General features: G+C 66.1%; 14 protein-coding genes and 1 pseudogene. 6 read left to right on the top strand and 9 right to left on the bottom strand.

The window, feature by feature from the left end; genetic code table 11:
* Nucleotides 1-3: 3 nt before the first annotated feature.
* Genes FBY20_RS25940 through gmk form a run of 3 tightly spaced genes read right to left on the bottom strand, consistent with a single transcriptional unit; the run spans nt 4 to nt 3,201 of the window.
* The gene (locus FBY20_RS25940; RefSeq protein WP_056317456.1) at nt 4-2,298 is read right to left on the bottom strand and encodes a bifunctional (p)ppGpp synthetase/guanosine-3',5'-bis(diphosphate) 3'-pyrophosphohydrolase; all 2,295 of its coding nucleotides are present in this window, start codon (nt 2,296-2,298) and stop codon (nt 4-6) included.
* 22 nt (nt 2,299-2,320) lie between these two features.
* The gene (gene rpoZ, locus FBY20_RS25935; RefSeq protein ID WP_006219679.1) at nt 2,321-2,524 is read right to left on the bottom strand and encodes a DNA-directed RNA polymerase subunit omega; all 204 of its coding nucleotides are present in this window, start codon (nt 2,522-2,524) and stop codon (nt 2,321-2,323) included.
* A gap of 44 nt (nt 2,525-2,568) precedes the next feature.
* Nucleotides 2,569-3,201, bottom strand: coding sequence for a guanylate kinase (gmk, locus tag FBY20_RS25930; protein ID WP_081101052.1), 633 nt, complete (start codon nt 3,199-3,201; stop codon nt 2,569-2,571).
* A 166-nt stretch (nt 3,202-3,367) separates the two neighbouring features.
* Here gmk and FBY20_RS25925 point away from each other — a divergent pair, with 166 nt between their 5' ends.
* Nucleotides 3,368-4,138, top strand: coding sequence for an SDR family oxidoreductase (locus FBY20_RS25925; RefSeq protein WP_056317463.1), 771 nt, complete (start codon nt 3,368-3,370; stop codon nt 4,136-4,138).
* Nucleotides 4,139-4,256: 118 nt separating this feature from the next.
* Here FBY20_RS25925 and FBY20_RS25920 read toward each other — a convergent pair whose 3' ends face one another.
* Nucleotides 4,257-4,853 (bottom strand): C40 family peptidase, encoded by a 597-nt coding sequence (locus tag FBY20_RS25920; protein WP_056317465.1) that lies wholly within the window; start codon nt 4,851-4,853, stop codon nt 4,257-4,259.
* Nucleotides 4,854-5,055: 202 nt separating this feature from the next.
* Nucleotides 5,056-5,259, bottom strand: a complete 204-nt coding sequence (locus FBY20_RS27825; RefSeq protein ID WP_056317467.1) for a hypothetical protein — start codon at nt 5,257-5,259, stop codon at nt 5,056-5,058.
* Between FBY20_RS27825 and FBY20_RS25915 the strand changes: the two genes are divergently transcribed.
* Together FBY20_RS25915 and FBY20_RS25910 are read left to right on the top strand one after the other, a co-directional pair.
* Nucleotides 5,228-6,727 carry an AMP nucleosidase gene (locus tag FBY20_RS25915; protein ID WP_369818494.1) on the top strand — a complete coding sequence of 500 codons (1,500 nt, stop codon included), beginning with the start codon at nt 5,228-5,230 and terminating at the stop codon, nt 6,725-6,727. The genes FBY20_RS27825 and FBY20_RS25915 overlap by 32 nt on opposite strands.
* A gap of 157 nt (nt 6,728-6,884) precedes the next feature.
* Nucleotides 6,885-8,444, top strand: coding sequence for an amino acid permease (locus FBY20_RS25910; RefSeq protein WP_082586184.1), 1,560 nt, complete (start codon nt 6,885-6,887; stop codon nt 8,442-8,444).
* 21 nt (nt 8,445-8,465) lie between these two features.
* On the opposite strand, the gene FBY20_RS25905 is transcribed toward FBY20_RS25910, so the two are convergent.
* Entirely contained in the window at nt 8,466-9,398 is a 933-nt protein-coding gene (locus FBY20_RS25905; RefSeq protein ID WP_056317471.1) for a YicC/YloC family endoribonuclease, read from the bottom strand.
* Nucleotides 9,399-9,582: 184 nt separating this feature from the next.
* Between FBY20_RS25905 and rph the strand changes: the two genes are divergently transcribed.
* Nucleotides 9,583-10,317, top strand: coding sequence for a ribonuclease PH (gene rph, locus FBY20_RS25900; protein ID WP_142055396.1), 735 nt, complete (start codon nt 9,583-9,585; stop codon nt 10,315-10,317).
* A gap of 183 nt (nt 10,318-10,500) precedes the next feature.
* On the opposite strand, the gene FBY20_RS25895 is transcribed toward rph, so the two are convergent.
* Nucleotides 10,501-11,874 carry an MmgE/PrpD family protein gene (locus tag FBY20_RS25895; protein ID WP_142055394.1) on the bottom strand — a complete coding sequence of 458 codons (1,374 nt, stop codon included), beginning with the start codon at nt 11,872-11,874 and terminating at the stop codon, nt 10,501-10,503.
* 16 nt (nt 11,875-11,890) lie between these two features.
* Nucleotides 11,891-13,051: an acyl-CoA dehydrogenase family protein gene (locus tag FBY20_RS25890; protein ID WP_056317477.1), complete on the bottom strand. Its 1,161-nt coding sequence runs from the start codon at nt 13,049-13,051 to the stop codon at nt 11,891-11,893.
* 225 nt (nt 13,052-13,276) lie between these two features.
* On the opposite strand from FBY20_RS25890, the pseudogene FBY20_RS25885 reads away from it, so the two are divergent.
* Nucleotides 13,277-14,716, top strand: a pseudogene (locus FBY20_RS25885) (methyl-accepting chemotaxis protein); the annotation flags it as partial.
* 150 nt (nt 14,717-14,866) lie between these two features.
* Here FBY20_RS25885 and FBY20_RS25880 read toward each other — a convergent pair.
* On the bottom strand, nt 14,867-16,720 hold the full coding sequence (locus FBY20_RS25880) for an EAL domain-containing protein (RefSeq protein ID WP_223575590.1): 1,854 nt from the start codon (nt 16,718-16,720) through the stop codon (nt 14,867-14,869).
* Between the two features lie 203 nt (nt 16,721-16,923).
* Between FBY20_RS25880 and rdgB the strand changes: the two genes are divergently transcribed.
* Nucleotides 16,924-17,547: an RdgB/HAM1 family non-canonical purine NTP pyrophosphatase gene (gene rdgB / locus FBY20_RS25875; protein WP_174245451.1), complete on the top strand. Its 624-nt coding sequence runs from the start codon at nt 16,924-16,926 to the stop codon at nt 17,545-17,547.
* The last annotated feature ends 13 nt before the right edge of the window (nt 17,548-17,560 follow it).

Raw genomic sequence — 17,560 nt, 5'->3', positions numbered from 1 at the left:
GCGTCAACCCTTCACGCGGACGATCTTCTGCACTTGGGGCACGTGCCGGATGGCTCGGATGACTTGCGCCAGATGCTTGCGGCTGTCGACCTGGATGGTCAGGTGCAGCGACACGGTGGCGACGGCGTCGTCGTGCATCGTGACATGCACGATGTTGGCATCGGCCGCGGTGACTTCCGCCGCCAGCCGGCCCAGCACGCCGCGTTCGTTGCGGGTGACGATGTCCAGGCGCGTGGCCAGGTGCTTGGCCGTTTGCGCATCCCAACCCACGTTGATCCAGCGCTCGGGTTCGCGCAGGCGCTGGCGCAACGCGACGGGGCAATCGGCCGTGTGCACCACCAGCCCATGACCCATGCGCATCCCGGCCACGATCGGGTCGCCGGGTAGCGGGCCGCAGCAAGGCGCAAGTTGCACCGCCTGGCCTTCGTTGCCCTGGATCAGGATGGGGGCGCTGCGTGCCGAGGTCAGTTCGTCCACCGCGGCAGCCGTGGTGGCGACAAGCTGGTGTTCCGGCGCGAAGCGGCGGGCAACCACCGCGGCCAGCCGCTTGCCCAGGCCGATGTCGGCCAGGATTTCCTCGCGCGAGCTGGCGCCGGTGCTGCGCGCCAGTTTTTGCCAGCCGGGGTCGTCGGTGGCGGGCAGGGGCATGTGCAGTTCCTGCATGGCCTGGGCCAGCAACCGCTCGCCGAAAGCCACGGACTCTTCGTACTTGACCGTGCGCAGGTAGTGACGGATTTCCGAGCGCGCGCGACCCGTGCGCACATAGTTCAGCCATTGCGCATTGGGACGCGAGGCTGGCGACGTGACAATCTCGACGGTGTCGCCGCTGCTCAGTTCGGTGCGCAGCGGCACGAATTCGCCGTTGACCTTGGCCGCGACCGCCTGGTTGCCGATGTCGGTGTGGATGGCGTAGGCAAAGTCGACGGGCGTGGCGCCGCGGGGCAGGGAAATGATCTTGCCGCGGGGCGTGAACACGTACACGGCGTCAGGGAACAGATCGACCTTGACGTGTTCGAGGAATTCGCCGGAATCGCCGGTCTGGCTCTGGATGTCCAGCAGCGACTGCAGCCACTGGTGCGTGCGCTTTTGCAGGTCATTGAGCGTCAGGTCCGCGCCCTTGTACAGCCAGTGCGACGCCACGCCTTCCTCGGCGACATGGTGCATGTCGCGCGTGCGGAACTGGAATTCGACCGGGGTGCCGTAGGGGCCGACCAGCGTCGTGTGCAGGGACTGGTAGCCGTTCACCTTGGGGATGGCGATGTAGTCCTTGAACTTGCCGGGCACCGGCCGGAACAGCTGATGCAGCGTGCCCAGCGCCAGATAGCACTCGGGCAGCGTATGGACCACGATGCGGAACCCGTAGATGTCCAGCACGTCCGAGAAAGACTTCTTCTGGTCGACCATCTTGCGGTAGATGCCGAACAGGGTCTTCTCGCGGCCGCTGACCTCGGCTTCGATCCCGGCGGCCGGCAGGGCGGCGCGCACGGAATCGGCGATCTTGGTGATGACCTCGCGGCGGTTGCCGCGCGCCGCCAGGACCGCCTTGTACAGCACCTGGTAGCGATTCGGGTACATCGCGGCAAAGCACAGGTCCTGCAGCTCCCGGAATAGCAGGTTCAGGCCAAGCCGATGCGCGATGGGCGCATAGATGTCCAGCGTTTCGCGCGCGATGCGGCGGCGCTTTTCGGGATTGACCGCGTCCAGCGTGCGCATGTTGTGCAGGCGGTCGGCCAGCTTGATGAGGATGACGCGCACGTCGCGCGCCATCGCCAACAGCATTTTCCGGAAGCTCTCGGCCTGTTGCTCGGCCTTGGTGGCGAAATCCAGGCGATCAAGCTTGGACAGGCCATCGACCAGCTCGGCGACTTCCGGCCCGAATTTCTCGGCCAGTTCGTGCTTGGCGATGCCCTGGTCTTCCATCACGTCGTGCAGCAGGGCGGCAGACAGCGCGTTGACGTCTAGCTTCCAGCCTGCGCAGATTTCGGTGACGGCGATGGGATGAGAGATGTAGGGCGAACCGCTGGCGCGGAATTGCCCAAGATGCGCCTGGTCCGCGAAGCGATAGGCTTCGCGCACGCGCTCAACATCGTTCTTGTCGAGATAGCTGCCGATGATTTCGGTCAGCGGCGCCAGCGAGGCGACCGGAGATCCGGTCGCGTCCGCCGCTTCTTGCGCGGCGACGGACGGTGGCGTGGGGGAATTCTTGTCTTTCTTGCCCGTGCGGCGCCCGAGACGGGAGCCGGCACGCAGTGCGGCAAGCAGACCAGATGAAGCGTACTTCAGCCCGGGAAAAGCCATGCTTGCAGCCTCCCGGCGCGTATCAGGTGGGAACTTTACGCAGCATTTCAACGCCGGTGAGGCCGCCAGCGATTTCGCGCAAGGCAGTGACCGTGGGCTTGTCTTTGCTGTCCAGGCGCGGGGCGTGGCCTTGCGCCAATTCACGGGCGCGGTACGTCGCGGCCAGCGTGAGCTTGAAACGATTGGGGATTTGATTCAGACAGTCTTCGACAGTGATGCGAGCCATTAGGACACCTGGTGCTGATGGATGATGGAGAGAATGCGTTCGGCTCAGTGCTCGGCCGGGATGCCAAGTTGCGCAAACAACTCGGCGTGGCGGGCGGCCTGAGACGAAAAGCGTAGCCGTGCGGCGCTGACGATTTGGGTCAGCTCCGACAGGGCTACGCTAAATTCTTGATTAATAATAACATATTCGCATTCAGGCGCGTGGGCGATTTCGCCGCCTGCCGCCATGAGCCGGCGGGCGATCACGTGCGGCTCATCCTGGCCGCGCGCCTTCAGGCGGCTTTCGAGCTCGTCGATGGACGGCGGCAGCACGAAAATGCCGATCGCGCGGGGAAAACGCTGCTTTACCTGGCGCGCGCCTTGCCAGTCGATTTCCAGGAGCACGTCGCGTCCCTGGGCGGTGGCCTCGTCGATGCGGTCGCGCGGGGTGCCGTAGAAATTGCCGTGGACCTCGGCCCATTCCAGCAGGTTCTGGCCTTCACGCATGCGCTTGAAATCGTCCAGCGACACAAACCGGTATTCGCGGCCGTCTTCCTCGCCGGGGCGGGGAGCGCGCGTGGTGCAGGAGATGGAAAGCAGGATGGAGGGGTCTTGGGCAAGCAGGGCCTTCACGAGGCTGGACTTGCCGGCGCCGCTGGGCGCGACGACCATGAAGACGTTTCCGGGAGTGGCGTGCATGAATGAATGTGACCGGCGTGTGATGCTGAGACTCGAAGAATAGCAAATCGCGCGGGTGGCCGCGCGCGCCGGAATGTTGAAAGTGTGTTGCGCTTGGAACCTTCGCTTGCAGCATCCGTAAAGCGATTCGGGTAGGATTTCGCGCATTCATAAGACGGAGAATCCGATGAACACGAACGAGATCGATCCGCCCCGCGTCGCCTTGGTCACGGGCGCCGGTACCGGCATAGGCCGCGCAGTCGCGCTGGAATTCCTGGCGCAGGGTTACCGGGTCGTGCTGGCTGGCCGCCGGCGCGAGCCGCTTGAAGCCACCCGCACGGCGGCGGGCGAGGACGGGCTGCGGGCGCTGGTCGTGCCCACGGACGTGTCCGACGAGCAGGCGGTCCGCGATCTCTTCGACACCGCCCAGCGCGAATACGGCCGTCTGGATGTGCTATTCAATAACGCGGGGCGGGGCGCGCCGGCCGTGCCGATCGAGGAATTGCCGGTTGCCGTGTGGCGCGAGGTCGTGGACACCAACCTGACCGGCATGTTCCTGTGCGCGCAGGCGGCCATCCGCATCATGAAGGCGCAGCATCCGCGCGGCGGCCGCATCATCAATAACGGCTCGATTTCGTCGCATGCGCCCCGGCCGTTCTCCATCGCCTATACCGCCACCAAGCATGCGGTGACGGGGCTGACCAAGTCGATTTCCCTGGATTGCCGCCCGTACAACATCGCGTGCGGCCAGATCGACATCGGCAACGCCGCCACTGAAATGACCGAGCGCATGGCCGCCGGCATCCTGCAGGCGGACGGCAGCACCAAGGTCGAGCCCCGCATGGACGTCGCTCACGTGGCGCAGGCGGTCGCCGCGATGGCCCGTCTGCCGCTGGATGCCAACGTGCAGTTCATGACGCTCATGGCCACCAACATGCCGTTCGTGGGCCGGGGCTGAACCGGCTGGGCGGCACGCTTGGCCAGGACGGCCAGGCACGAGAACGCCGGCATGCGCATGCCGGCGTTTTTTTTGATGTCCCCCGGCGCCGGTCAGACGCCGTCCAACGGCCGCGCGCTTAGCGCGAGGCCTGGGCCAGCAATTGCTTGGGCGGGGTATCCAGGTAGGCGCGGGCGCCCAGGTAGCGCTTGGACCAGTAGGCGGTCTTCATGTCGTCCACCCGGACTTTTGTGCCGCGGCGCGGTGCGTGGACGAACTTGTTCTGACCAATATAGATGCCGACGTGGGACGTCACGCCGCGTCCGCGGGTGGCAAAGAACACCAGGTCGCCGGGGCGCAATTCCTTCTTGGCCGAGACGGTCTTGCCTTCGCTGCGCTGGGCGCGCGCGGTGCGGGGCAGCTCCAGGCCGGCGATTTCACGGAATACATACAGGACGAGGCCGCTGCAATCGAAGCCGTCGGCATCGTCGCCGCCCCAGCTGTAGGGCGTGCCGATCGCCTCCAGGCCGGCCTGTACGACGCGTTCGCGCAGCGTCAGGACCGTGGGCTCTTGCGCCAGGCGCAGGCCGCTGAGGGTAGGACGGGCTTGTTCGGCGGCCAGCGAGGCGTGGGCGGCGCCGGGAATCCAGGACAGCGTCAGGGCCAAAAGGGGCGCTGACAGAAATGCGGGAGTGCGGAATTGGGTAAAGCGAAACTTTCGCGTGGGCGGCGTCATTACGTCACTTCAAAAAATCGGAGTGGGCGGCATGGCTTTGCCTTGATAGGCAAGCCGGCGGAAAGGGGAGCGGTTTACAGGCGGAACGCAAGAAACGCCTCATGATTATAGTGTAATAATGTTTCATTACATTTGTAGTGCAATGCAGCATAATTCGCCGCCCGCTGTTACCGCACGCCCACCGCGCGACGTAACAGCATCGTCAGTTCTGGCGCGTGCGCGGCTGGGCGGCGACGATGCGCCCGCCAATAACGCCGCATGACATTTCAATGCCCATCGCCTCGGGCATAATCGACCGCATCGGCCCGGCGGCGTTGCCGCCGCGCGCGGCCGAGGATGCAGGCAAGACAAATAAGAAGGCGGAGTAAAGCTCAATGATGAACGCAGTGCACCCTTTGTCCTCCATGAACCGGCCCGAGGCCTTGCCCTTCGAACCCTTCCAGGACGCCGTGTCCGCCGTCGACCGGCTGGTTGAAATCTATGCGCGCAACACCGCGTTCCTGCGTACCGCGTTCCGAGAGGTCCTGAAGGGCACCGGCAACGGCAGCGCGCGATTCCGCGCCTACTATCCGGCCATCCGCATCGTGGTGGAAACCTACGACCCCATCGACACCCGGCTTTCGTATGGCCACGTGGCCGAACCGGGCTACTACCAAACCACTGTCACCCAGCCGGCGCTGTTCCGCGACTACCTGATCGAGCAGGTCGGCCAGTTGTTGCAGAACCATCGGGTCGCGGTCGAAGTGGGCGAGTCCGATTCGCCGATTCCGCTGCATTTCGCCTTTCCAGAGGGCGCCTACGTGGAGGGCGAGCACCTCGAGGCGCTCAAGCGCCCGCTGCGCGACCTGTTCGACGTGCCGGACCTGGCGGTCACGGACGATGCCATCGTCAATGGCTCGTGGCGCGGCAAGGACGGCGAGCCCAAGCCGCTCGCGCCGTTCACCGCGCAGCGCGTGGACTATTCGCTGCACCGGCTGCAGCACTACACCTCGACCGCGCCGACGCACTTCCAGAATTTCGTGCTGTTCACCAATTACCAGTTCTACGTGGATGAGTTCTGCGCCCGGGCCCGCGCCCTGATGGCCAGCGGCAACGAAGACTATGAAATGCTGGTCGAGCCCGGCAACCGCATCACGCGGCGCGGCGAAAGCGGTCCCGGCGATGAAGTCCAGCCGGTGCGCCTGCCGCAGATGCCCGCCTATCACCTGGTGCGCGGCGATCATTCCGGCATCACGCTGGTCAATATCGGCGTGGGGCCGTCCAACGCCAAGACAATCACCGACCACATCGCCGTGCTGCGCCCGCACGCCTGGCTGATGCTGGGCCATTGCGCGGGCCTGCGGGATTCCCAGCGGCTGGGCGACTATGTCCTGGCGCACGGCTACGTCCGTGAAGACCATGTCCTGGACGACGATCTGCCCACCTGGGTGCCGGTCCCGGCCCTGGCGGAGGTGCAGGTGGCGCTGGAGCAGGCGGTCGAAGAAGTGGCCGGGCTGTCCGGGTGGGACCTGAAGCGCATCATGCGCACGGGCACCGTCGCCACGATCGACAACCGCAACTGGGAGTTGCGCGACCACGTCGATCTGGTGGAACGCTTTGCACAGTCGCGCGCGATTGCGCTGGACATGGAATCGGCCACCATCGCGGCCAACGGCTTTCGTTTCCGGGTGCCTTACGGCACCTTGCTGTGCGTGTCCGACAAGCCTTTGCACGGCGAACTGAAATTGCCGGGCATGGCCAGCGCCTTCTACCGGCGTCAGGTCAACCAGCATCTGGAGATTGGCATTCGGGCGCTGGAGCGCCTGCGCGACATGCCGCCCGAGCGGCTGCATTCGCGCAAGCTGCGCACGTTCATGGAAACAGCGTTTCAATAAACGGGCCGCTGCCGGAAGGCTGAACGGCTGATCCGTCCCCCGCAGCCCGCGATTTTTCATGTCGGGGCCGATTGCGCTATTCTCGCGCGTTGCTCGGTAATCCCAGGGCGTTCGCGCGGCGTTGCGCGAGCGCCATCCAGACGTGAAGGAACGCATTTTGGCTCCATCGGAACACGATGACCGCCGCTCCGGCGGCACGCGCAACGCGCAGGCGGGCAGGCCGTCCGAATTGCGGCGCACGCTGTCCGCGCGCCACCTGACCATGATCGCGGTGGGCGGGTCGATCGGCACCGGCCTCTTCGTGGCGTCCGGCGCGACCATCGCCAAGGCCGGGCCGGGCGGCGCGCTGCTGGGCTACGTGCTGATCGGCATCATGGTGTATTTCCTGATGACCAGCCTGGGCGAACTGGCGGCCGCCATGCCCGTGTCGGGTTCGTTTTCAACCTACGGCGCGCGCTACGTCGAGGATGGTTTCGGCTTCGCGCTGGGGTGGAACTATTGGTACAACTGGGCGGTGACCGTCGCGGTCGACCTGGTGGCGGCGCAGCTCGTCATGGCGTACTGGTTTCCCGACGTGCCCGGCTTTTACTGGAGCGCGTTGTTCCTGGCGATCACATTCGGTCTGAACGCCATGTCCGCCCGCGGCTTTGGCGAAGCGGAATTCTGGTTCGCGCTCATCAAGGTGATCGCCGTGCTGGCCTTTGTCACGATGGGCGTGATGATGCTGCTTGGCATCATCCGGGGCGGCGAGACGGGCGGCCTGGCCAATTGGACGGTGGGTGACGCGCCGTTCGCCGGCGGCTTCGCCGCGCTGATCGGCGTGGCCATGGTGGTGGGGTTTTCCTTCCAGGGCACCGAACTGATCGGCATCGCCGCGGGCGAATCGAAGGATCCGGCGCGCAATCTGCCGCGCGCGGTGCGCCAGGTGTTCTGGCGCATTCTGCTGTTCTACGTGGCGGCCATCCTGGTCATCGGCCTCTTGATTCCCTATACCGATCCGCACCTGCTGCGCAACGACGTCGAGGACATCAGCGTCAGCCCGTTCGCGCTGATCTTCGAGCGCGCCGGCCTGTTGGGCGCCGCGTCCGTCATGAACGCCGTGGTGCTGACGTCGGTGCTGTCCGCGGGCAATTCCGGCATGTACGCGGCCACGCGCATGCTCTACAGCCTGGCCCGGGAAGGCAAGGCGCCGCGCATCTTTGGCCGGATCTCGCGCGGCGGCGTGCCGCTGTGGGCCCTGCTGGCCACCACCGTCGTGGCGGCGCTGTGCTTTTTCACGTTCATCTTCAGCCCCAACGCCGTCTATATCTGGCTGCTCAATACCTCGGGGATGACGGGATTCATCGCGTGGCTGGGCATCGCCATCAGCCACTACCGTTTCCGCCGCGGCTACGTGAAGCAGGGCAACAGCCTCGCGGATCTGCCTTATGTGTCCCCGTTCTTTCCCTTTGGACCGATTTTCGCGTTCGTGCTGTGCCTGATCATCACGCTGGGCCAGAACTACCAGGCGTTCCTGCAGGACAAGATCGATTGGGGCGGTGTGGTCGCCACCTACATCGGCATTCCGCTCTTCCTGCTGATCTGGGCCGGCTACCGGCTGACGCGCGGTTCGCGGTTCGTCAATTACCGCGACATGCGCTTTCCGGACGCTCGCGCCCGCAGCCAATACCTGGATTCGGCGCTGCGGGGCGAACCGGCGATCGGCGAGAGCCGGTAAGGCGGGGGGGCGTGGCGCCCCTTACTCGATGTTCTGCGCCTGCTCGCGCATCTGCTCGATCAGCAGCTTCAGGTCCATGGCTGCGCGGGTGACTTCCATGCTGCCTGCCTTGGAGCCCAGCGTATTGGCCTCGCGGTTCATTTCCTGGAACAAGAAGTCCAGGCGCTTGCCCGCGCTGCCGGCGCTCTTCTTGCCGGCCGCCGCCTTGCCGCCGCCGTCCGAGAGCAAATGACGCAGTTCTTCCAGGTGCGAACGCAGGCGTGAGAGTTCCTCGGCCACGTCGATGCGCAGGGCAAAGAGGTTGGCCTCCTGGGACAGGCGCTCGGACAGTTCGGCGCCGGAAATATGCGTGAATCCGCCGGGGAACGCGGATTCCACGCTTTCACGCAGCTTGGCGGCCTGCCGGTCGCGGTGGTCGGCCAGCAGTTGCGGCAGATGCGCCTGCACGATGTCCACCACGCGCGCGACGCCGTCGGCGCATTCGCGCATCATGCCGGCCAGGCGCTCGCCTTCGCGCTCGCGGCCTTCCTGAAGCTGGGTCAGCGCTTGCTGGGCGGCCTGCAGGCAGGCGGCGCCCCAGATCTGCGGATCCAGCGCATCGTTGCCGCGCTGGCCGGGCCAGTTGAAGAGTTCGGCAAGGCGCGGGGAGGCGATGTCCGGGATGATGCGGCGCGCGGCCTGCAGCTGTTCGGCCAAGCTGTCGAGCCAGGCGGGATCCAGCTTGGACAGATCGGTATTGGCCGCACGGGTAAAGGACACGCGGATTTCGACCTTGCCGCGCGCCAGATTGGCCGTCAGCAGTTCGCGCAGCGGCGTTTCCACGTGGCGCAGCTCGTCGGGCAGGCGGAAATACAGGTCGAGAAAACGGCTGTTGACGCTGCGCAGTTCTATGGCGAGAGTGCCTTGTTCTAAGTCTGCTCGGGCGTTGCCGAAGGCGGTCATGCTGCGGATCATGGTGTGCGAGTCCTGATAATTCCTGAGGTGGGAGCCGGTTGCGCCGGGGCCCGCGGCGCCCAGGGTCTGGGCTGCGGGTCTGTGTATTCAACCGGATACATCGCGGCAGGATACTCCAAGCGCGATTGTCCCGGCGCGCCTGCCCGTACAATGCCGCGAATCGAAGCCAAGTCTGGAGCCCGTTGTGACCACCATCCCCACCATTGCCCGGCCGTCGGGCCGCGCCGCCGACCAACTGCGTCCGTTCAGCCTGGAGCGCGGGTTCACGCGTTACGCCGAAGGCTCCGTGCTGGTGAAGGCGGGCGACACCCACGTGCTGTGTACGGCAAGCGTCCTGGACAAGGTACCGCCTTTTCTGAAGGGCAAGGGCGAAGGCTGGGTAACGGCTGAATACGGCATGTTGCCGCGGGCCACGCACACGCGCGGCGACCGCGAGGCCGCGCGCGGCAAGCAAAGCGGCCGCACGCAGGAAATCCAGCGCCTCATCGGACGCAGCCTGCGCGCCGTGTTCGACATGAAGGCGCTGGGCGAACGCACCCTGCACCTGGACTGCGATGTGCTGCAGGCCGACGGCGGCACGCGCTGCGCCAGCATTACCGGGGCCTGGGTGGCGGCAGCCGACGCGGTGGCGCTGCTGATGAAGCGCGGCGACCTGGCCGCCAGCCCGATCCGCGACGCGGTGGCCGCGGTGTCCGTGGGCCTGGTGCGCGGGCAGGTGGTGCTGGACCTGGACTACCTGGAAGACTCGGCTTGCGACGCTGATGTGAATGTCATCATGACGGGCAGCGGCGCCTTCGTGGAAGTGCAGGGCACCGGCGAAGGCGCCACGTTCACGCGCGGGGAGCTGGACACGATGCTGGTGCTGGCGGAAAACGGCATCGCCAATCTGGTGAAGGCGCAACGCGACGCGCTGGCGTAAGCCACGCGCCTTGTGCGCCGTGCGAACACGGTGTGTCGTGCGAACACGGTGTCTGACACCCTGGTGAGATAACCGGCAACTGACGGTTGTGCCCGCAGGGTGTCAGACACCTTGCAGCGTCGCCCACAATGCAAAAAGCCGCAGATGCGGCTTTTTGCTTTTTTGTTCGCGGGCGATCGCGAATTACCGGGGCAGCAGCGTCTCAACCTTGCCCAGCTTTTCCAGCCCCCAGATCGTCGCGATCAGGCCGTGCAGTTCCTGCTCTGTCGCCGCGTCGGCGTAGCGGCCCAGACTGAGCGTCTTGTCCTCGATTTCGGGGCGGCTGAGCGTGTTGCCGGGATCGCCCTTGGGTTCGTCCACGCGGCCATGCAGCACGCGGCCGTCGCGGGTGTAGACCGTGACCTTGCCGATCCAACGTTGCGGATAGGCGCCGTCGACTTCCGGGTCGAGGGCCATTTCGACCTTGCCGCGGAAGGCAGCCACGCCGGGGTCGTCGAGGCCCGCGTCGAACTCCGCGAGCCCGGCGCGGCCCTGGCGCGCGATCAGCGCCAGCACCGTGCCCATCGAAAACTTGGACTGGTGCACCGTCTGCGGATTGACGACGGGGCCAAGGACGTCGATGGCGCCCTGGTGGACATGCGCCACGACGCGCTCGACGTCGGCCTCGGTGAGGTCGTTGTCGCGCAGCGCCTGTTGCAGCGCGTCCGCCGCCGGATGCGTGTGCCGGCAAGAGGCATGGAACTTGAATGAGGTCTCGGCCAGCGCCCAGCGCTGTCCCAGACGGTCGCACAGGCGGCTGGGATCGGCGTCCGTGGACATGCCGGCGGCCATGCCTTGCGGGCCTTCCAGGATGTGGCGGGCGCCCGTGAAGCCTTCGCGCGCCAGGTAGGCCGCGGTAATGCCGTCGGCGGCGGCCTTGGCGGTGTGCAACTGCTTGGAGTCGGCGGCGTCGCGCAGGAATTCCCACAGGCCTGCGGCTTGCGTGCCCGCCGAGCCCAGCGCGTGCAGCATCTGTTCAGGGGACAGGCCCAGCAGCCGCCCCGTGGTGACGGCGGCAGCCAGGGTGCCCGCCGTGCCCGTGGTGTGGAAGATCTTGTAGTGCGAGCGCCCGAGGAACTCGCCCACGCGAATGCCGACCTCATAGCCGGCGACGGCGGCGGTCAGCAGATCGCGGCCCGACGATCCCAGCGCCTGCGCAACGGCCAGGGCAGGGGGGAACACCACGGCGGCCGGGTGAAAGACCGAGCCATTGTGCACGTCATCCTGTTCGACCACGTGCGCGGCGGCCGCGTTGACCATGGCGGCAAAAAGGGGCGTGGTGCGGCGGCGGGTGATCAGGACTTCGCTGGGGCCGTCAGCCGGACCCATCGCAGCGGCATAGCGGTCGATCGCCTGGACGGCGCGCGCCGATGCGCCGGCCAGGATGGACGCCAGGCAATCGAGGAGCAGGTCTTCGGCGCGGCGCAGCACCGGGGCGGGGATGTCTTCGTAGCGCAGGTTGGCGGCAAAGGCGGCGAGTTCGGCGCTCAGGTGCGGGGTGTCTTTGTCTGCGGTCATGTCGGAAGTTGGCATGTCAGAAGGAGCGGGGCAGGCCCAGGATGTGTTCGGCGACGTACGACAGGATCAGGTTGGTGGAAATGGGGGCCACCTGATAGAGGCGCGTCTCGCGGAACTTGCGCTCGACGTCGTATTCGGTGGCAAAGCCGAAGCCGCCGTGGAATTGCAGGCAGGCGTTGGCCGCTTCCCAGGACGCGTCGGCGGCCAGCAGCTTGGCCATGTTGGCCTGGGCGCCGCAGGGTTCGTGGGCGTCGAACAGGCGGCAGGCTTCGTAGCGCATCAGGCTGGCTGCCTCGACGTTGATGTGTGCGCGCGCGATGGGAAACTGCACGCCCTGGTTCTGGCCGATCGGGCGGCCGAAGACCATGCGTTCCTTGGCGTACGCGGTGACCTTGTCGACGAACCAGTAGCCGTCGCCGATGCATTCGGCGGCGATCAGGGTGCGTTCGGCGTTCAGGCCGTCCAGGATGTACTTGAAGCCCTTGCCTTCTTCGCCGATCAGGTTTTCTTCCGGGATTTCCAGGTTGTCGAAGAAGAGCTCGTTGGTCTCGTGGTTGACCATGTTGGGGATCGGGCGGATCGACATGCCGTGCTTGACCGCATGGTGCAGGTCAACGAGGAAGATCGACATGCCTTCGGACTTGCGCGTGACCTGATCGAGCGGCGTGGTGCGCGCCAGGAGGATCATCAGGTCCGAGTGCTGCACGCGCGAGATCCACACCTTTTGGCCATTGATGACGTAGCGGTCGCCGCGCTTGACGGCGGTGGTCTTGATCTTGGTGGTGTCGGTGCCGGTGGTGGGCTCGGTGACGCCCATCGACTGCAGCCGCAGTTCCCCGGCGGCGATGCGGGGCAGGTATTCGCGCTTCTGGGCCTCGGATCCGTGGCGCAGAAGCGTGCCCATGTTGTACATCTGGCCGTGGCACGCGCCGGAGTTGCCGCCGCTTCGGTTGATCTCTTCCATGATGACCGAGGCTTCGGTCAGGCCCAGGCCCGAGCCGCCGTATTCCTGGGGGATCAGGGCGGCCAGCCAGCCGGCTTCGGTGAGGGCGCGCACGAAGTCCTCGGGGTAGCCGCGTTCTTCGTCGACCTTGCGGAAATACTCGGAGGGAAACTGCGCGCAGAGGTCGCGGACGGCTTCGCGAATGTCCTGGTAGGCGTGGGAGGCTTGGAGCATGTGACTGGCTTTTCTGATTGAAGGAATGGTTCGGGACAGGATCGAATGTGCCGCAAGGCCGCGCATGTGCCAATTCACAAATCATTAATACAGGGTTCCTGATCGCAAAAGCGCCGGTTCATGACGGCAGTGCGACACGTCCCATCCGAGGTTGTGTCAAGAAATTGCCAAACTGGGTGTCCATAATCCGTTGCACTGCCGCACGGGCGGCCACGCAACACACGGATGGATATGCGAAAAAATCTGAGGGTAACGACGGCGCTGTCGGCCATTCTTGCCTTGTTCGTTGTGCTGTTCGCGCTTGCCGCGGCAGCGGGCATCACGGTCCTGCGCGACAATCGCGCGGATATCGAGGCCCTGGGGCGGGGCAGCATCGAAAGGGCGAGCGATCTGGCCGACATGACCAGCCGTCTGTTCCAGGCGCGCGCGGCGCTCACGGATGCCAAGACGGCGATGGAAGGCGGGCTGGAAGACGCGCGCAACGCGTCGCTGGCCCAGGCCGATGGACTGCTCAAACAGGCCGCTGCCAGCCTGGCACGCCTGCGCGCCAACCCGGACGACAGCGCCCAGGGCGCGCCGCTGTTTGCCCAGGTCCTGACGGCGTATGCCGCCTTTGCCGACCAGACGCTCGTGCCGATGCGCACCGCGATCCAGGGGTGGAACGGCATCGAGGTCAACCGGCTGACGGACAAGGCGCTGCCGGCCAGTGGAGCTGCGTATGTGAAGCAGGCCGAGGCCTACCAGGCCTACGCCCGCGAACAGGGGCAGGAGGCGGTGGCCGGCGCAAGCCGCACGCTTGAACGGGTGATAGTGGTGGCGGCGGCCGTGCTGGGTTTCGTCCTGGTGCTGGCAGTGCTGATCCGGCTGGGATTCCGCCGCAGCATCGTGCGGCCGCTGAATGAGGCGGGGGCGCACTTTGACCGCATTGCGGACGGCGACCTGACAGGCGTGATCACGCAACGCGGCGACAACGAAATCGGTGTTCTGTATTCGGCCATGCGCCGCATGCAGACGGGGCTGTCGGCCGCCGTGGCCTCGGTCCGCCTGGGGGTGGAAGAGATCCACACCGGCTCGGGCGAGATTGCGGCGGGCGGCGCAGATATGTCGGACCGCGCGGCGCGCCAGGCTGGCTCGCTGCAGGAAGCGGCGGCGAACATGACGCAGTTGGCCCATACCGTTCAGATGACCGCCGGCAACGCGGACCTGGCGAGCCGCCAGGCGGTGAGCGCCACACAGCTGGCGCAGCGCGGCGGCCAGGCCGTCGATGAAGTGGTGCACAGCATGCAGGGCATCGCCGATAGCGCGCGGCGCATCGGGGAGATCGTGGGCGTGGTGGACAGCATTGCGTTCCAGACGAACATCCTTGCGCTCAACGCAGCCGTGGAAGCGGCCCGCGCGGGCGATCAGGGCAAGGGGTTTGCCGTGGTGGCGGGCGAAGTGCGGTCGCTCGCGCAACGCAGCGCCCAGGCCGCGCGCGAGATCAAGGGCCTGATCGAGGATTCGGCCGCGCGCGTGGATGCCGGCGTGCGTCATGTGAATCTGGCGGGCGACACCATGCGCGACATGGTGGCCTCGGTCGATCGCGTGACGCAGATCGTGACCGAGATTTCCAATGCCACCGCCGAGCAGGCCGCCGGCATTGCGTCGGTCAACCATGCGGTGGCCGATATCGAACGTGCCACGCAGGAAACGGCCGCAATGGTCGAACAGACGGCGGCTGCCGCGGCGGCGCTGGAATCCCAGGCGCAAGGACTGCGCCGGGCCGTGGCCAAATTCCAGATCGCGCAGGGGGCGCAGGCCGCGGCGCGCGAGGCCTCAGCCGGTGAGTTGCGGCAGGGCGGCGCCGGTGTAGCGCTCGGCCACGAGCGACAGATTCCCGTGTTTGACCTTGTGCTTGACATGGGCGGCCGCCGAGGCGATGTCCTCAGGGCGGATGCGCTCGCATAACGAGGGCGTGACGGTCAGGGCGCCCACGCCCAGCGTCACGAACGGAAAGAATCGCGGCACGCCGTAACGGTCTTCGGCCTCGATGCCGCCGTTGCGGCGGCCCTGTTCGTCATACAGGGCCACGGCTTCCTCGTTGAATTCCGCAATGATGCGCTCGATGCGCGCCATCCAGTCGGGGCTGCGCAGCAGCACCACGAAGTCGTCCCCGCCCACGTGTCCCACGAAATCGCGCTGCGGATCGCAGTGCCGCTTGATGACGTCGGCGGTCAGCATGATCATGTCGTCGCCGCGCCAATAGCCGTACACGTCGTTGAAGGGCTTGAAGTTGTTCAGGTCGCCGTAGCAGATGGTGAAGTCGGCGGCGTCTTCGAGGAGCGTGGCGATGTGCCGGCTGATAGGGATGTTGCCGGGCAGGGACGTCAGCGGATTGGCGTAGCGCGCCGCTTCGATCCGCATCTCGGTCACCGAGCGCACCAGCGTTTCGCCGGTGGCCAGTCCGTCGTAGCGGCCGTCGCGCGTGATGATCAGCCCGTCCATCAGGTAGCGCTGGTCTTCGGAAATCAGCACGTGGCTCAGCTGGTCGATGGACACGTTGACATCCACCAGCACCGGCTCGGCGTTCATGAAGGTCGAGCAGGCGTCGCGGCCGAAGAGCTCGCGCGTGTAGCGCTGGGCGTAGTGTTCCGAGAAGTCGCGCCGGTTGATGATGCCGACCGGCCGGTTGTCGGCGTCGATCACTGCCACGGCGTGCAGATTCTTGTGCTCGATGAAAAGACGATGCACGTCATCGTTGGTGTGCTTGGTCAGCAGCGCAGCCGGCGCTTCGACGCGCAGGCTGACGGCGGTGCCGCCGGCGGCGCGTTGCGACACGGGCGCCGACGTGCGGGAACGCAGCGAATCCCGCAGCGGCGGCGTCAGTTCGGTCAGCAGGATTTCCTCGGGCATGCCCAGGAACCAACCCTGCGCGTAGCGGATATCCAGCTCACGCACGACGGCCAGGTCTTCGGCGGTTTCGATGCCTTCGGCGATGACCGACGTGCCCAGGTGCTGGGCCACCTTCAGGATGGCCCGCACCATGTTCTGCTTGCGCTCGTCGTGGCCGATGCCGTCAAAGAAGTAACGGTCGATCTTGACCAGCTCGGGCTGGGTTTCCGCCCAGAGCTGCAGGTTGGAATTGCCGACCCCGTAATCGTCCAGCGCGATGCGCATGCCGGCTTCGCGCAGGCACGCGAACGCGTTGTGCAGGTCGGCCATGCGGTCAGACAGGGGATCCTGTTCGGTAAGCTCGACAACGATGCTGGCGGGCTCCAGGGCGCAATCCTTGAGCAGCCGGGCGGGCATGTCGTAGCCCCAGAGGGTCCAGTAATGGAGCAGGGCAGAGCCGGACAGGTTCAGGAACAGCTTGCCGGCGGCGTCGTTCTGTTCGAACCCCCGCGCGCCCGCGCGAAAACTGGCTAGTTCAAGCTGAGGGTGCAAGCCCTGACGGCGCGCCTCGGCGAACAGGGCATCGGGATAGTGCAGGGGCGTGTCGGCGGGACCGCGGATCAGGCTTTCGTGCCCATAGATCCGGCTGTGGGACAGGTCGATCACCGGCTGGAAGCGCGGACGCAACAATCTTTCGCGCAGGATGCCAGCCAGGCTGGCGTGGGCGGGCGCTCCGCCGGGATGGTGATGGGGAGCACGGGCCGCCGCAGGCCGTGGCAAAGCGTGAATGGAGTTCATCGCCGGGGCATTGAGAAACGATCAGTGACAAGATGGGTCATATTGACAACAAAATATGTCTGCGTTGTTGCGCCGAATCGTTGACGTGCAATCTTCGGGCGCTGTTACAAAAGTGTCAACAAGCAATTCACCCGGGGGTGGTACCCGCGCCATCATCGTGGAATGCACGCCCGCCGCAGGCGCGCCCCTATACAATCCGCCCTATGACATCCCCCAAGATTCCCGACTCCCTGCGCCGCGTCGTCCTGGCGTCCAACAATGCCGGCAAGCTGCGCGAGTTCTCCGCCTTGTTCGCGCCGCTGGGCATTGAGCTGGTGCCCCAGGGCGACCTGGGCGTGCCGGAAGCCGAAGAGCCGCACGTCACCTTCGTCGAAAACGCGCTGGCCAAGGCGCGCCACGCCAGCCGCTTGACCGGGCTGCCCGCGCTGGCGGACGACTCGGGCCTGTGCGTCGCCTCGCTGGATGGCGCACCCGGTGTCTATTCGGCCCGCTATGCCAAGATGCACGGCGGCGAAAAGTCCGATGCGGCCAACAATGCGTTGCTGGTGCGCAACCTGGCGTCGGTCGAGGACCGCAGCGCCTGGTACGTGGCGGTGCTGGCGCTGGTGCGTTCCGAGAACGATCCCCGCCCGCTCATCGGCGAGGGCCTGTGGCATGGCGAGATCATCGATGTGCCCGAAGGCGCCAACGGTTTCGGCTACGATCCGCACTTCTACCTGCCCGACATGGCGCTGACCGCCGCGTCGCTGGATCCCGACGAAAAGAACCGGGTCAGCCACCGCGCCCGGGCGCTGCGCGAGCTGCTCAGCAAGCTGGGCAACGCTTGAACACGGCGCCGGC

This window comes from Achromobacter sp. SLBN-14 (genome assembly GCF_006715415.1).
GTDB classification, from domain to species: Bacteria; Pseudomonadota; Gammaproteobacteria; order Burkholderiales; family Burkholderiaceae_B; genus Achromobacter; species Achromobacter mucicolens.
The sequence above is the reverse complement of the archived record's forward strand: the minus strand, read 5'-3'. Positions and strand labels throughout refer to the sequence as shown.

Bases quoted from the DNA above. Each gene is read 5' to 3' on its own strand.
- FBY20_RS25890 (WP_056317477.1), bottom strand. From the start codon at position 13,051: ATGCTCCAAGCCTCCCACGCCTACCAGGACATTCGCGAAGCCGTCCGC.
- gmk (WP_081101052.1), bottom strand. From the start codon at position 3,201: ATGCACGCCACTCCCGGAAACGTCTTCATGGTCGTCGCGCCCAGCGGC.
- FBY20_RS25895 (WP_142055394.1), bottom strand. From the start codon at position 11,874: ATGACCGCAGACAAAGACACCCCGCACCTGAGCGCCGAACTCGCCGCC.
- FBY20_RS25880 (WP_223575590.1), bottom strand. From the start codon at position 16,720: ATGAACTCCATTCACGCTTTGCCACGGCCTGCGGCGGCCCGTGCTCCC.
- rdgB (WP_174245451.1), top strand. From the start codon at position 16,924: ATGACATCCCCCAAGATTCCCGACTCCCTGCGCCGCGTCGTCCTGGCG.
- FBY20_RS25905 (WP_056317471.1), bottom strand. From the start codon at position 9,398: ATGATCCGCAGCATGACCGCCTTCGGCAACGCCCGAGCAGACTTAGAA.
- FBY20_RS27825 (WP_056317467.1), bottom strand. From the start codon at position 5,259: ATGGAGGACAAAGGGTGCACTGCGTTCATCATTGAGCTTTACTCCGCC.
- FBY20_RS25940 (WP_056317456.1), bottom strand. From the start codon at position 2,298: ATGGCTTTTCCCGGGCTGAAGTACGCTTCATCTGGTCTGCTTGCCGCA.
- rpoZ (WP_006219679.1), bottom strand. From the start codon at position 2,524: ATGGCTCGCATCACTGTCGAAGACTGTCTGAATCAAATCCCCAATCGT.
- FBY20_RS25925 (WP_056317463.1), top strand. From the start codon at position 3,368: ATGAACACGAACGAGATCGATCCGCCCCGCGTCGCCTTGGTCACGGGC.
- FBY20_RS25920 (WP_056317465.1), bottom strand. From the start codon at position 4,853: ATGACGCCGCCCACGCGAAAGTTTCGCTTTACCCAATTCCGCACTCCC.
- FBY20_RS25915 (WP_369818494.1), top strand. From the start codon at position 5,228: ATGATGAACGCAGTGCACCCTTTGTCCTCCATGAACCGGCCCGAGGCC.